The organism is Thomasclavelia ramosa DSM 1402 (assembly GCF_014131695.1).
Taxonomy (GTDB): domain Bacteria; phylum Bacillota_I; class Bacilli_A; order Erysipelotrichales; family Coprobacillaceae; genus Thomasclavelia; species Thomasclavelia ramosa.
The window spans coordinates 306,170-321,484 of sequence record NZ_CP036346.1 but is presented as its reverse complement, the minus strand read 5'-3'; the positions used below and the strand labels follow the sequence as shown (position 1 = coordinate 321,484).

Annotated in this window: 15 protein-coding genes; all 15 read right to left on the bottom strand. The window is 32.3% G+C overall.

Going from position 1 to position 15,315, the window contains the following annotated elements; genetic code table 11:
- Positions 1 to 2: 2 nt before the first annotated feature.
- Positions 3 to 1,376 carry a replicative DNA helicase gene (dnaB, locus tag EYR00_RS01465; RefSeq protein WP_003535006.1) on the bottom strand — a complete coding sequence of 458 codons (1,374 nt, stop codon included), beginning with the start codon at positions 1,374 to 1,376 and terminating at the stop codon, positions 3 to 5.
- Between the two features lie 9 nt (positions 1,377 to 1,385).
- The gene (gene rplI, locus EYR00_RS01460; RefSeq protein WP_003535008.1) at positions 1,386 to 1,832 is read right to left on the bottom strand and encodes a 50S ribosomal protein L9; all 447 of its coding nucleotides are present in this window, start codon (positions 1,830 to 1,832) and stop codon (positions 1,386 to 1,388) included.
- On the bottom strand, positions 1,832 to 3,793 hold the full coding sequence (locus EYR00_RS01455) for a GGDEF domain-containing protein (RefSeq protein WP_003535009.1): 1,962 nt from the start codon (positions 3,791 to 3,793) through the stop codon (positions 1,832 to 1,834). Before EYR00_RS01455 ends, rplI begins: the two co-directional genes overlap by 1 nt.
- A 41-nt stretch (positions 3,794 to 3,834) precedes the next feature.
- Positions 3,835 to 4,401, bottom strand: a complete 567-nt coding sequence (locus EYR00_RS01450) for a DUF2232 domain-containing protein (RefSeq protein ID WP_003535012.1) — start codon at positions 4,399 to 4,401, stop codon at positions 3,835 to 3,837.
- A 39-nt stretch (positions 4,402 to 4,440) separates the two neighbouring features.
- Entirely contained in the window at positions 4,441 to 6,150 is a 1,710-nt protein-coding gene (locus EYR00_RS01445) for a bifunctional diguanylate cyclase/phosphodiesterase (RefSeq protein ID WP_003535014.1), read from the bottom strand.
- A gap of 245 nt (positions 6,151 to 6,395) precedes the next feature.
- Positions 6,396 to 6,569 carry a hypothetical protein gene (locus tag EYR00_RS15515; protein ID WP_003535015.1) on the bottom strand — a complete coding sequence of 58 codons (174 nt, stop codon included), beginning with the start codon at positions 6,567 to 6,569 and terminating at the stop codon, positions 6,396 to 6,398.
- 40 nt (positions 6,570 to 6,609) lie between these two features.
- Positions 6,610 to 6,798 carry an ATP-binding cassette domain-containing protein gene (locus EYR00_RS15510; RefSeq protein ID WP_003535017.1) on the bottom strand — a complete coding sequence of 63 codons (189 nt, stop codon included), beginning with the start codon at positions 6,796 to 6,798 and terminating at the stop codon, positions 6,610 to 6,612.
- Positions 6,799 to 6,806: 8 nt separating this feature from the next.
- Positions 6,807 to 7,220 carry a P-loop NTPase family protein gene (locus EYR00_RS01435; RefSeq protein ID WP_003535019.1) on the bottom strand — a complete coding sequence of 138 codons (414 nt, stop codon included), beginning with the start codon at positions 7,218 to 7,220 and terminating at the stop codon, positions 6,807 to 6,809.
- A gap of 54 nt (positions 7,221 to 7,274) precedes the next feature.
- A complete protein-coding gene (locus EYR00_RS01430; RefSeq protein WP_003535021.1) occupies positions 7,275 to 8,246 on the bottom strand; it encodes a serine hydrolase domain-containing protein in 972 nt (323 codons plus the stop codon).
- A 20-nt stretch (positions 8,247 to 8,266) separates the two neighbouring features.
- The gene (locus EYR00_RS01425) at positions 8,267 to 9,094 is read right to left on the bottom strand and encodes a MerR family transcriptional regulator (RefSeq protein ID WP_003535022.1); all 828 of its coding nucleotides are present in this window, start codon (positions 9,092 to 9,094) and stop codon (positions 8,267 to 8,269) included.
- A 105-nt stretch (positions 9,095 to 9,199) separates the two neighbouring features.
- Positions 9,200 to 10,672 carry a family 1 glycosylhydrolase gene (locus EYR00_RS01420; protein ID WP_003535023.1) on the bottom strand — a complete coding sequence of 491 codons (1,473 nt, stop codon included), beginning with the start codon at positions 10,670 to 10,672 and terminating at the stop codon, positions 9,200 to 9,202.
- Positions 10,673 to 10,794: 122 nt separating this feature from the next.
- The gene (locus EYR00_RS01415; RefSeq protein ID WP_008792388.1) at positions 10,795 to 11,646 is read right to left on the bottom strand and encodes a MurR/RpiR family transcriptional regulator; all 852 of its coding nucleotides are present in this window, start codon (positions 11,644 to 11,646) and stop codon (positions 10,795 to 10,797) included.
- A 115-nt stretch (positions 11,647 to 11,761) separates the two neighbouring features.
- Entirely contained in the window at positions 11,762 to 12,037 is a 276-nt protein-coding gene (locus tag EYR00_RS01410; protein WP_003535026.1) for a hypothetical protein, read from the bottom strand.
- A 15-nt stretch (positions 12,038 to 12,052) separates the two neighbouring features.
- The gene (locus EYR00_RS01405; RefSeq protein WP_003535028.1) at positions 12,053 to 13,360 is read right to left on the bottom strand and encodes a PTS sugar transporter subunit IIC; all 1,308 of its coding nucleotides are present in this window, start codon (positions 13,358 to 13,360) and stop codon (positions 12,053 to 12,055) included.
- Between the two features lie 406 nt (positions 13,361 to 13,766).
- Entirely contained in the window at positions 13,767 to 15,245 is a 1,479-nt protein-coding gene (locus EYR00_RS01400; protein ID WP_003535030.1) for a 6-phospho-beta-glucosidase, read from the bottom strand.
- Positions 15,246 to 15,315 lie beyond the last annotated feature (70 nt).

The window sequence follows — 15,315 nt, the reverse complement described above, 5'->3', positions numbered from 1 at the left end:
CCTTAACTTCTAAGATCACGCACGCCTTCACTTGTTCCGTCTGGACCCATTTGAGCCAAATCAGAAAAACGGCTATAATTCTTTTCAAAAGCAAGATTAACTTCACCTGTTGCCCCATTACGATGTTTTGCAATAATGATTTCTGTTAATCCATTATCTTCTGATTCTTCTCCAGGATCTTTATAATAATCTTCACGATAAATAAACGAAACAATATCGGCATCCTGCTCGATTGCCCCAGACTCTCTTAAGTCAGACATCATCGGCCGTTTATTAGGTCGTTGTTCAACTGAACGTGATAATTGTGATAATGAAATAACTGGTACTTCAAGTTCTCTGGCTAATGCCTTTAGCGTTCTTGAAATCTCAGATACTTCTTGTTGTCGATTTTCTTTATTTTTAGAAGCAGTTGTAATCAATTGCAAATAATCGATTACAATCATCCTTAAGCCATGCTCACTTTTTAATTTACGACTTTTTGCAACAATATCATTGATTTTAATACCCGGACTATCATCTATGTACATATTACATTTAGATACTCGTTCTGCTGCGGCATAATATTTATTTGCATTTGTTTTTAAAATTTCACCTGTTCTCATAGAAGAACCTTCTATTCCCCCCATTGAACAGATAACCCTCTGAACAAGCTGTTCAGCAGGCATTTCCAGGGAAAAAATAGCAACCGGTTCCTCAGCTTTATACGCTGCATTATGGGCTAGATTCAAGGCAAAGGCTGTTTTCCCCATCGCTGGACGTGCAGCCAAAATAATTAGATCTCCCTTTTGAAAACCAGATGTAATCTTATCAAGATCACGGAACCCAGATTTTACCCCAGATATATTTCCATCAATTTTTTGGAGTAAATTTAAACGATCCGTAACACTTTTAATAACCCCTCGAATATCTCTAAATTCACCAGCACTTCGATCTTGAGTTACTTTTAAAATCGTTTTTTCAGTTTCATCAATAAAAGCATCAATATTTTCAACATCACCATAAGCATTTTCAGCAATTTGAGTTGTCTCGCGAATAATTCTTCGCAATGTTGCTTTATTATGTAATATCTTCAAATAATATTCACTATGCGCTACAGTTGGTACAGATTCACTTAATCTAAGCAAATAATCAACACCACCTATTTTATCTAGCTGGCTATGATCCATAAGATAAGATGTTACCGTGGTAACATCTACTGGAGTGCCTTCTTCATTGATTGCAGCCATTGCCTTAAAGATTGCTTGATGACTGTCATCATAAAAATCATCTTCAACTGTTTTATTCAAGATATCAATACACTTATCTTTTGAAATAAGCATTGAACCTAATAATGATCTTTCTGCCTCTATGTCATGAGGATATTCTCGATTGGCCATACATTTCTCCTATCGTTCTTTTAAATGAACATTGATTGTTGCAATAATTCCTTTATATAAATCTACTTTTAATTTAGTATATCCTAATGCTCCAATTGGATGAGCATCAATAAATTTTCTTTTATCAATTTTAATACCATACTTTTCTCTTAATTGTTCAACTACTTGTTTAGTAGAAACGCTACCAAAAGTTTTACCATCTTTACCTGATTTTAAAGTAAATTCTAAAGTAATGCTTTCAATTTCTTTAGCTAATTCTTTAGCTTTTGCTTGATTTTCTAAATCTTGTTGGTGCTCTGCTTCTTTTTGACTCTCAACAATTTTACGACTTGTATTTGTTTCTAAAACTGCTAACTTGTTTTTAATTAAGAAGTTTTGTCCATACCCATCGGCTACTTTAACAACTTCTCCTTTTTTACCAACTTTTTTTACATCTTGTAATAAAATAACTTTCATTATTCATTCGTCCTTTCATCTAAATATTCGTTGATTGCTTCCTCTAACAAATTAATTGCAATCGTTACATCTTCATACTTTAATTGGCAAGCTGCCATAGAAAAATGACCGCCTCCACCTAATTTTTCCATAATTAACTGCACATTAACATCACGGGTACTTCGTGCACTGATAGATACCTCTTCTTTACCTGTACGACCTACTGTAAATACCGCCTTAACTCCACTAATACCTAATAGCTCATTACCAGCCTTTGCTAACAATGTTCTACTATATATTTTATCTTGACGTCCAAAAGCAATCAAGATATTTTCACCATAACGATATGCTGTTTGCGTAATTGACAATTTTGTTAGAGTCGTATCATAATCATCTTCTAGATATTTATAAGCTTCTGATACATTCGCCTGCATCTCTTTTAATTTAGCTGCAGCCTGAAATGTTCTAGTTCCTACACGTGTCCTAAAATAATTAGTATCGATCAACATTCCCGCATACATGATTGTCGCTTCACGTTCAGTCACACAAACATTTTCTTTTTGATAATCAAATAATTCTACAATCAACTCAACAGTTGACGAAGCTGCCGGCTCTAAATACGTCAGCAATGGTAATTCAATAAATTCCTCACCACGACGATGATGATCAATTACAACTTTATTTTTAATTATATCAAGTGCATTAGCATCGATTGCTAATGACGGTTTATGATTATCAACATTCACCAGCAAGGTTTTACTGTGATTAAATTCATTAATTCTAGCCGGTGTAATAAAAACTCCACGATAACGTTCATCATCACGCAGGCTCCGAGCAATTACCCCAGTCTTTTCTTCCAATGAATCATAATCAATAATGATGTGTGCCTTTTTCCCATAGGCTTTACAAATTGAATACATTGCGATTGAAGCACCAAAAGAATCAAAATCCGATTGTTTATGCCCCATAATTAAAACATTATTAGCCTGACGAATCAATCCCGCTAATGATTGAGCAATTACACGGGCACGAATTTTATTTGATTTTTCATAGCTTTCACTATTTCCACCAAAGAAACGAATTGGTTCATCATTTGATTTAACTGTAGCCTGATCTCCGCCTCGAGAATAAGCCAGCGAAAGCGCAGAAAAAGCCAGCTCATCAAGTTCACGGAGAATATTACTTCCTCGTCCAATTCCAATAGATAATGTCATCATTTGTCCTAACTGCTCTGCTTGTTCTTTAAAATAATCCAAGATCTTAAACTTATCTTCAACCTGTTTACGATAAGTCCTTTCGTTAAACATTGCAATATAACCATCACTTTTATAGCGTTTCAAAACAATTCCATTTTCTTTTGCCCAATCTAATACGATCTGGCGTGTCGTTGATTGAATTGAAGCAGCTGTTTGTTCATCAGCCTGTTCAATCGACTCTTCATAGTTATCAACCGTAATATACGCAACACAAACCTGCTGATCTTCAAACTCTTTACTAATCCCTACATAATCACTTACATCTTTTAAATATAATAAACGGCTTTCCTTACTATTATAAACCTCAAATTTACGAGAATTGATATCAATCACCTTAATATCATCATCTTCAAATAAAGAAGCTAATAACGGTTGCCATTCTAATAATTTTTTACCAACAATATTTAATTTCATCTCAGTAAATAAATCACTGATCCAAGAAATATTCCGGTTTTCATCATATTTAATCAGGCCGATTCCACCAAAAATAAAGGCATTTTTAGCTTCATTATTTAACGCTTCACTAACACTTAAATTATTTTCATTAGCCAAACTTGATGAATAAAAGATAAATCCTAGAACAATAACATTCTTTATAAATATATATGTAGCCAGAACTAAAGATGTATTACTAGAAAGAAATACATATCCCATCAAAGCAAATATAAATTCAATCAATAATAAAGCAATCACTACATTCTTTATTCGTGTCATCTTTACTGTCATTTAGCTCACCACCTCTAGAATAATATCATTATACATTAATTTTACTTTCTTTTCATCAATTTGCTTACGATTATATTTGAATACACGCGAACGATGTAAGATTCACTAATAAATAGAAATATCCACAGCAATGCAAATGATACTTCCGGTGTTAGAATATTTTTTAACATTGGTATTAACGAAATAATCTCTCTATACATCTCAAGTCCCTCTTGATAAACATTGATTCCTAATAATCCTCCCAATAGAAAGAAAATTAAAAAGTTTTTTATTGCTGAAATGATCATTAAGCCATATTTAGAAAAACATTTCTGCTTTTCATGTTTTAGACAATACCCATAAAATATCCCCATCACTAAAGTAAAAGTAACATAAAATGTAAAAAATAATTCACCAACTAAAAATAAAATTACAAAAGTAACTGCTAAAACACTCAATCCTGCTCGATAGTCATATAAATAAGTATAATATACAAGCCCAATAACCATAACATAAGCTAAAACAATATCAAAGATACTCCCAGTATAAAGATTAATAACTCCTAGTACACCAAATAATGATGCCAACATCGCACCTTGTGCCATGACTTTAACTTTATTACCATTCACCTTAATTTCCTCCTTAAAAGAAAAATGCCCGCAGGCATTTTATTCAAAAATATGATAGCTCTTTTTTCCATTCTTTTTAGCTTCGTAAGCAGCACTGTCAGCTTGATGATAAATTTCATCAAATATCACTCGAGGAGTCTCGACAAAAGTGACACCAACTGAACATGAAATATCAATTTTACTTCCTGGACAAGTCGTTGCTAGTGCCTCACTAACCTGTTTTGCCTTAGAAATAACATCTTTTTTAGCTCCTACTTCTTTCATATAGACCATGAATTCATCGCCCCCAAAACGACCGACAACATCATCACCACGGAATAATGACTTTAATCGATTAGCAACAAAACGTAACGTTTCATCACCAGCACTATGTCCATTTGCATCATTAACTAATTTAAAATTATCTACATCAATCATAAATAAGGCTCCATAGTTACCTGGTTCAACTAACTGAATCTCTGATGTAATTACCCGTTCCAATTCACGACGATTAATTAATCCGGTTAAAGCATCAGTCCGCGCCTGCCGTGTCAATTCAATCGTCTTACGTTTATCATCATCAATATCGTTAGCATAAAAAAAGCCCATCAACTGATTAGTTTCTTCATTATATAAAAACATCATATGCGTAGATACCCAACCATAACGCTTTTTCGTTGGACGATAAAATAAAAAACTAATTCTCAGATCATCTTTACCATCATGGTAAGCTTGACGTACATTATCCAATCCAAAAGTATCTAAAAATAAGTGTTTATCTTCATCAGCAACTAATGTAACCATCTTTTTAATAAATTCACTATAACTTGCTTTTTCATCTAATCCTAAAAGATTATATGTAACATTGTGTGCTTTAATCACTTCATCAGTAGTTAAATTAACTTCAAGATTTGTAATTGAGCGTTGCATTAATTTTTGACGATATTTAATTTCTTGAAGATAACGTGACTCAAGTCGCACTTGCTCATCAATATTTTGGTAAACTCCAACGGCTTTGATCGGCTGATTGTCATCATCAAAAATATTAGTGAATTTAACATGAATCCAAATATATTTATCACTATTAAGTGCACGCATTTTTAATTTAACTTCCCCTGTTTTTACGCCACCAATAATCTGATGATAAAAATGATAAAAATCATCAAATGAACGTTCGTGAATCAAATCACTATCAATCAATGATTCTGGGATATTTGAAAAAGCAGCTGAATCAAAATACGCTGCACTACTTTCACTTGAACAAGAAACCTGTTTACTACGATGATCATATTCTAATAAAAATACATTACTTTGATTAAATGCAATATGATACATTTCCTCATTAATTCGCGATTTTTCTTCTAGCAGGCGTTCTTTAGAACTATCGGTAATCAATCCAACAAACACATTTCGGCCATCTTCAGTGCCAATATAGTTCACTCTAAAATATGTCCACATCAATGTCCCATCATTACGAAAACAACGGCAGCCATGCTCAAATGATTCTCTATTCTTAGTAGCTTCATAAAATTCTTCTTGTAGAGGTGCTAGATCAGGTTGATAAACAATTTCAAAAACATCACTATGGAAAACCGTTTTAAAAGCTTCTTTACTATATCCAAATAACTGATAAGTTCCGTCATTTGAAAATAATGTTTTAATCTTATTTTCCTGCATTTCAAAAACAATAATCCCACCTGGTAAATTATTAATGATTTTATCCATAGATGCTCTATTTTTCTGATTAAACAGTCTATCTTGATATTCCATTTCCAGACCTCCATTCTTTGTAAGATACTTGAAAATTATATCACAATAATATCACTTCTTCAATTGTGAGATTATCGACAAAAAGTCTGATAATAACCAAATAATTTACATTATTCACCTAAAAAAAGGAAACCCTAAAATTATATCTTAATACAAAAATTTAAAATAAAATAAACTATCTTAAGAACAGCTTATTTTTTCTCTAATAACTCCGTCGTTTCCCGTATACTCTTTGCTGTAAGGGACTAAGAAGTTGTAATCATTTCCTTGGGGGTTCCCTGAAATACAACTTTGCCTCCATTTTTACCACCTTCAGGACCAATATCAATGATCCAGTCAGCCTGTTTAATTACATCAAGATTATGTTCAATTATAATAACTGTATTACCGCTATCGACAAGCGAATTAAATAATTTCATCAATTTCGTTATATCGCACGGGTGCAATCCTGTCGTCGGCTCATCTAATATATATATTCCCTTTTTTATTCAAAGCTTGAGCTAACTTGATCCTTTGGATCTCACCACCAGATAAAGCTGTTAAAGACTGACCTAAGGTCATATACGATAATCCCACATCGACTAATTGTTGAAGCTTCTTAGTAATTTTAGCATTATCAAAGAAGTCAAGAACCTCCTCAATTGTCATTACTTCTCCTAATCCCGAACATACTGGGCGGGATCATTAAAAGAAAAACACGAGGCACTGCCAAAATAAGGCTTACCAATACGAGAAAATAAAATGCGTAAATCAGTATACAAATCACTAATTGTTCCAGCTGTTGAACGAATATTCCCACCCAAAGAAGATTGCTCGATAATAACCGCTGGTGACAAATTTTCAATACTTTGAAGATTTGGTTTAGCATATTGTGGCAATTTTCCCCTTATAAAAGCCGCAAAAGTTTCATTTAGCTGACGACCTGACTCTGTGGCAATCGTATCAAAAACAATACTAGACTTTCCCGGCCCTGATACCCCAGTAAAGATTACAATTTTATGTTTGGAAATATCTAAATCAATATTTTTAAGATTATTTTGAATCAAACCTCTAATTTTTATTTTGTCCATTATATTCCCCTATTTAAAGAACAGATAACTTTAAAGTTATCTGTTCTTATTTAATTATTCATCAAATAGCGGTTCTAGATATTCTTTAATAAATTCAATTCGATCATTAACATCTGGTTTAAACGTAGCAGTAATCGATATTACTGTTTTTTTCATGATATTTACATAAATAACATTTCCCCCATCACCCATTGCCATAAAACCATCTTGATGCAGCCACCATAAATATCCATATGCTAAATTAAGTTCATCATTATAACTTTGTTTTTTTATTGAATCAATAACCCATTGCTTTGAAACAATTTGTTGCTTATTCCATCGTCCTTGATTTAGATATAATTGCCCAATTTTAGCCATCGCCCCAGTTGATAACGTAAGTCCCCATCCTGCTGCATTAATGCCACATGAATCTATCACCCAGCCGTTAATATCTTTAGCTTTAAGAAAAGCTACTTGTTCCTCCTCACTGCTAAAAGTGATTTTATCTTTAACTTCAATTCCAAGTGGTGTAAATAAATATTCAGTAGCAAAATCAAATACTGATCTTCCTGTAGTATTAACTAAAATACCTGATAATATATCTGGCCCAATTAATGGAGCATACTGAAATTTTCCAATTTCACCACAATCACCTAGTAAATTAAGGGAAAAAGTAACCCAGTCTTTACTTGTAAAATATTTAATATAAGAATCTTCTTGATATTTGTAAGGTACAGTCATCGTCATCATATCTCTAATAGTAATTTTTTGAATTGCCAAATTATTGTTTTTTATTACATAATTCGGAAAAAAATCTATAATCTTTTGATCAATTTTTTCTATATAACCTTTATCTAAAGCTATCCCGATTAAAATTGAAATAATACTTTTAGTAACAGAAGCAACATGTACCGTACTATTTACGTTACCCCCATTAAAATAATTTTCATATTTTGTTACACCATTTTTTAATCCAATAATTCCTGTAATATTATCATATTTTGTATTAATGATTTCTTCTAACTGCATTATTTTCTCTTGGTTCATCTAGTTCTCCTTTATTTTCATCAAACTTTAAGCTTACTTACTGGATAATAAACTTCAGTAATAAGTTCTTTGTCACTTGTAACCTGTGATGGATCATTTACATATACTTCATACAAAGGGGCATCATTTTTATAACCTATTTTTTCCGCCCATTCACATTGTTTAATATATACCGAAGACAAATTAGAATAAGAGCCATGAACAACCGTTTTAAGACATGTTCCCGGTACAAATTCTCTAGTTCTATTATTTGTTTCTTGTACAGGAATGGCAAATTCTGTATCTAACCCTTGTAAAGTAAATTCTGAGCTGTGGAAAAGTACCATCGGTGGCGCGGTTACTGTTAACTTATCGGTCATAATTTCTCTAAACAATTGTCCAAAACTATTACTGTATGCTTCAGCAAATTCATCTTCTTGAATCATTTTACGAATATTCAGTAAATTCATAGGCGGTATTTCTACTAGCTGCACATCAATTTTATCTAGATACGACATAATTGATTTTCCTTGTTGGAGAGTTGTGATATCCTCATGCAGCTGCGCTAAAGAATTTTGATAATTTTGGATTTTTAAATCAATCTCCTTTTTCTTTTTCATTAAAGCTTTACATAATTTTTCATCCTGTGCTTCTTCTGTTTCAAGAATTTCTTTAATTTCTTCTAGTGAAAAATTATATGATTTTAAGCGATTAATAAATAACATTGTTTCTAACTGATCAATAGAATAATATCGATAACCATTTTCCAGATTGATCTCATCGGGTAAAATTAGCCCAATTTCAGCATAATATCGTAATGTTTTAGTCGAAACTTGGCATATCTTTGAAAACTCCCCAATTGATAACATAAATTAGTACCTCCTACTAATCTCTATGTTCATCTTACACCTTGCCCTAAGGGGAAAGTCAATGTAATCTAATTAAGTTTTTTATAATCCACAAAAAAGAGGACCTTAGTCCTCAAATAAACATGCTCCATTAGTTTCAATTACCTTTTTATACCAATAAAAACTTTTTTTAGGAATTCGTTTGTATGTTCCCTTACCGTAATCATCAGCATCTACATAAATAAAGCCATATCTTTTACTCATTTGCTTTGTCGATTCTGAAACAATATCAATACATCCCCAAGAAGTATATCCTAAACATTCGACTCCATCAATTTCAATAGCATTAAGCATTTCTTTAAAATGACAATCGAAATAATCAATCCGATATTGGTCATCAATAGTTCCATCAGGTAAAACTACATCCTTTGCACCCAAACCATTTTCTACAATAAATAACGGTTTACGATAACGGTCATATAAATCAACCATTGAAATTCTTAAACCAATTGGATCAATTTGCCAGCCCCATTCACTTGAAGGCAAGTAAGGATTTTTAACTGCTGTGACAGTATTTCCAACTGCTGTATCTAAACCTTCGCTACTAGCAGCTGAACATGATGACATATAGTAACTAAATGATACAAAATCAACAGGATACTTTTTCATCACTTCATCATCACCAGGTTCTTTTACAATTTCTACTCCCTCATTTTTAAATTTTGCTAATAAATAAGCAGGATATTCACCAAATACTTGAGTATCACTATAACAATATGTACCTCTCATATCTTGTTGGGCTTGTAAGACATCTTCTGGTTTGCAACTATAAGGGTAGTATGTCAGTTTAGTCAACATACACCCTACCATTGAATCAGAAATAATTTCATGACAAATTTTTGTTGCTAACGCACTAGCTACAAATTGATGGTGCATTGCTTGAAAAATTACCTGATTCCATTTAATTCCTGGAAAACGATCTTCAATCAAACCACCAGTAGTATAAGGATGACGAATCATACTATCCACTTCATTAAAAGTAAGCCAATATTTAACTTTATTTTTATAACGTTCACAAATTGTTTTTACGAACGTTTCAAAGAATCCAACTAATTTACGATTATACCAGCCATTATATTTTAATACTAAATTTAATGGGGGTTCATAATGTGACATTGTTACAAGTGGTTCAATTCCATACTTTGCACACTCATCAAATACATCATCATAAAATTTTAAGCCCGCTTCATTTGGTTGTTCATCATCACCATTAGGGAAAATTCGCGACCAGGCAATCGACATCCGGTAAACTTTAAACCCCATTTCTGCAAACATTTTAATATCTTCTTTATAATGATAATAAAACTGACTCCCATGCCGTTTTGGATACAAACTATCGTCATCACTTGCTAATGCTTCTTCAATATCTTTACTAGTAATATGATTATGAGCTTTATAATTTTCAACATCAACATCAAGGTGATGACGGGCACAATCAGAAACCGAAATACCTTTTCCACCTTCTTTCCAGCCACCTTCTACTTGATTAGCTGCAGTTGCACCGCCCCATAAAAAACCTTCTGGAAATTTTCTCATCATAACTCCTCCTATATAATTTTATTATAAGTTTTTAATCAGCAGTTGCCCATATCGATATATTGTTTCGGTTAGAATTATCAAATATTATAATTTGTTTTAAGCTTTTTTGAAATTATCAACCATTAGTCATTTTGCCAATCATAGCGCTGCCCAATCAATTCTTCAAGATGCCGTTCTATTTTATCGTAATTATGAACAATTAAAGATGCTACTAAGATATCTAAAATATATAGTGATGACATAGTAAAAATTACTGTTGAAAATTCAAAGGTATTTTCTGTTATCATAATTTGAAAATTATAATCTGTTAGATTCAATAACCGCTTATCAACATTCCCGGTTATTGATAAACTAGGGATATTATATTGTTTTAAACGTTTCGCAGCATCAACCATACTCGGATTTTTACCAGTATGTGATAATAAGATTGAAAATGAAGGAATTTTATCTTGCTGCAATCTTTTACAGTGATTCCACTGGATACTGTTATAAGCATTTGCTGAAATTCCGATTTCGTCAAGTTTGTAACAAATATTACGAGCAATTTCAAAATTGATTCCATCACCGTATAAATCAATTACTTGTGCTCGCTTCATTAAGTTGCTTACGCGAATAACCGTATTACGATCGAGCATGCTGCGAGTATGATCAATAGCACGTGAATAAATTAACGGCATAGTATGAATAATATCGTCAATTCCACTATTTCGACTGAATGGTACTACTTTTAATGAATCCTTTAATTTCATCATTTCAGGATATTCTGATACATAAATAAATTTCATATCAGCATATCCTTTAGTACCTAATTTTTTACATAATCTTGTAATTGTCGATGCACTAGTATAACTTGCATTAGCTAACTCATTAACACTCATTTCCAATAAAGCTTTAGGATTAGCAATAATGTAGTCGACAACTGCTTTTTCTTGATTAGTAAGATTTTCTAGGGTATTCATTTTATCAATAATCATCTCTCTATCCTCGCGTATCTTATTTTTCTTCATTATAATATTTTTATTGACGAAGCAACATTTTTTTCATTTTCTAAAAATTACTAATTAAAAATCCCCAGTTTTAACTGGAGATTTAAAAAATTAATTGAATTAGATAGCAAACATAGAGCACACAAGTCAAAGTTTGCCCAATTTTTTCTGTGATATCAAAAGTAGAATCCTTTTTCCAAACACGATACATCGCAATAGGTGGAAATAAAATAACTAAAAAATATGTGATGATTTTATATTTAGTGAAAGGATGTAATGCTTTTTCATCTGGTTTATTGAGCTCCTCTTTCATCCTTAAAATATTTTGTTGTCGTAGAGTCAATCCCCGATTGTTCTGTTTGATTACTTTTGTTGCCATCTCTATTCTCCTTGATTAATTTTCTTGCTTATTTGCAGCAAAAACAAATGGTAAATAAACGATAAATGATAATACTACACAAAGGGCTTGAGTAATAACTGCCCCAATACTTCCTCCCGAACCTAACCAGGCAATTAGTAATGGTGGAGTAGTCCACGGAACTGCATAAATCATTTTTCCACAGAAACCAATTACTGTCATAAAATATGCAAATGTTGCGGTAATGACAGGTGTTAAAATAAATGGAATCATAAAAATTGGATTTAATACAATTGGCAATCCAAAAGTCATTGTTTCATTAATATTAAATAGCCCAGGGGCTAAAGATAGTTTAGCAATTGTTCGATGGTCGGAACGTTTTGATGCCAGCAGCATAGCAAATAATAGTCCAATCGTACAGCCTGCTCCACCCATTGTTGTAAAACAACTAATAAATGTTTCATTTAAAATAAATTGTGGGGTTTGACCATTAGCTGCAGCATCAGTATTTGCGATAACAGCTTCTAACATGGTTGCTTGATAAACCGGTTTTAATACTTGAGTACCATGGATACCAATAACCCAGAAACAAGTTGAAAGGAAGAATATTAATAAATATCCCGGTAATCCTGTCAAAATACCTCTTAACGGCGCTTGAATCCATGTTGAAATCATATTGTAAATTGAATTCCCTGTTACTTTTGTAAATAAAAGTCCAAAGGCCGAAATAATCAAAATTGTAAGTACTGCCGGAAATAATGCATTAAATGCTGATGAAACATTTGATGGCACTGATTCGGGCATTTTAATTGCTAATTTTCCACTATCTGCTAAGCGACAATATATTTCCATTGAAACAATAGCTACGATCATTCCTAAAAATAATCCTTGTGCATTAGTAAACTCACGCGGCAATACATTGACTACTTCAACTAAATCAGTTACTCCCTCAACTGCAACTTTAGTAAACGAATCGCACAAAGATACATATGCAGAAATTGCAACAACTGGTGCCACTGTCTCTTTATGTCCTAATTGTTTAGCCATTTCAATTGCTATTAACACTACTGTACCAATCGTAAAGAAATTTAAAGTAGCGTAATTAGCTGCGGTAAATAATGGTGTCAATTCTTCAAGCCAAGCAAATCCATCAATTTTAGCTAAGCTGATTCCTGTAGTAGTTGTACTACACACAACATTACTAAACAGCGTACAAAATGCTCCCGTAATAATAATTGGCAGCAAAGCAGTAAATGCATTTTTAATCGCTGTCATATGACGTTGATTAGAAATTTTTGAAGCGACCTTTAATAGCCCCTCGGTAAGACGATCAGTCATACTCATAACTCTTTCTCCTTTTATCAATTAAAATTTTATTGTGCACAAAATTTAATTTATAGAATGATTGTAACCGCTAACAAATTTTAGTTCTACCGTAGAAAATTGCTTTGGTTGAAAAACGTCAAGATATTCAATATTTAGTTTTACTTTTTGAAAATTTCGTTCAAAATTTAATAAATAAAAACTATTAAAACTTTCTCTCTAACAGCCAACTCAATCTAAATTTATTTACTATCCTTCACAATTACCTGTTTTAAAATATCTTATTCTAAGCCGATTACTTTTCCTAATTTGAGTCCAATCCTCATACCTTCAGTTATACCTCTTTGAATCCATTATCATGATGCTTATCTTTAATTGTAATCATTTTTTATAAACAACTTGAATCATAAAATAATAAAAAGAGGACTTAGTCCTCTAGTATAGATGCCCCATTTGTCGCAATAACTTGTTTATACCAGTCAAACGAATCTTTTTTATAACGTTTATATGAACCATTACCATAATCATCCACATCAACATACACAAAACCATAACGTTTAGACATTTGGTTTGTTGAATTAGATACCAAATCAATACATCCCCATGTGGTATAACCCATTAGCTCAACACCATCTTCATGAATGGCTTCATACATTGCTTGACAATGTTGTTTTAAATAATCAATTCGATAATCATCATGTACCTTGCCATCAATCAATTCATCTTTAGCCCCCAAGCCATTTTCTACAATAAATAACGGTTTACGATAACGATCGTATAGATCAACTAATGATACTCTTAAACCAATTGGATCAATTTGCCAACCCCAATCAGAACTAGGAATATGAGGATTTTTAATTGCAGTTACAGTATTACCTGCAGTTTTATTTAATCCAGTATCATCTTTAGCCACACAGCTAGATGAATAATAACTAAATGAAATAAAATCAACTGGATATTCTTTCATAATTCTTAAATCTTCTTCTGTCATATTAATATTGAAGCCCTTATTTTTATACATACTTAATAAATATGCTGGATACTCACCATGAACTTGGGTATCAGAGAAACAGTAAATTGAGCGCATTCTTTGTTGTGCTTCTAAAACATCTTCAGGTTTGCATGTATATGGATAATACGTTAATTTAGTCAACATACACCCCACTTTTGCATCAGGAATATTATCATGAGTGACCTTAGTCGCTAAAGCACTAGCAACAAATTGATGGTGCATAGCCTGAAAACATACTTCTTCAAATTCTTCCGGTTTAAATCTTGATTCAATCAAACCACCAGTCATAAATGGATGTCTAATAATTGAATCTATCTCATTAAATGTAAGCCAATATTTAACTTTATTTTTATAACGTCTAGTTATTACATCAACATATCTAACAAAAAAATCTATTGCTCGACGATCATACCAGCCATTATACTTTCTTGCAAACTCTAGTGGTGGTTCATAGTGTGACATTGTTACTAATGGTTCAATTCCATACTTTGCACACTCGTCAAATATGTCATCATAGAATTTTAATCCCGCTTCATTAGGTACTAATTCATCACCATTGGGAAATATCCGACTCCAGGCAATTGACAAACGATAAACCTTAAATCCCATTTCCCCTAATAATTTAATATCTTCTTTCCAGTGATGATAAAAATCACTAGCATGTCGTTTGGGATAATAAACTTCATCATCCGTTGCTAATGCCTGATCAATCATTTCATCAGTAATATCACATAATCCATGTACATCAGTTAACTCTTTTAAACTTTTAGGATCCGTAAATAATGCCACGTCACTTACCGAAATACCTTTTCCACCTTCTTTCCAACCACCTTCAAATTGATTAGCAGCAGTGGCACCACCCCATAAAAATCCTTCAGGAAATTGTTTTGTCATTTTATCGACCTCCGTATTCTAATTTATTTTAATGTTAGCACTATTGATTATTAATTTCTTATTTGTTTCA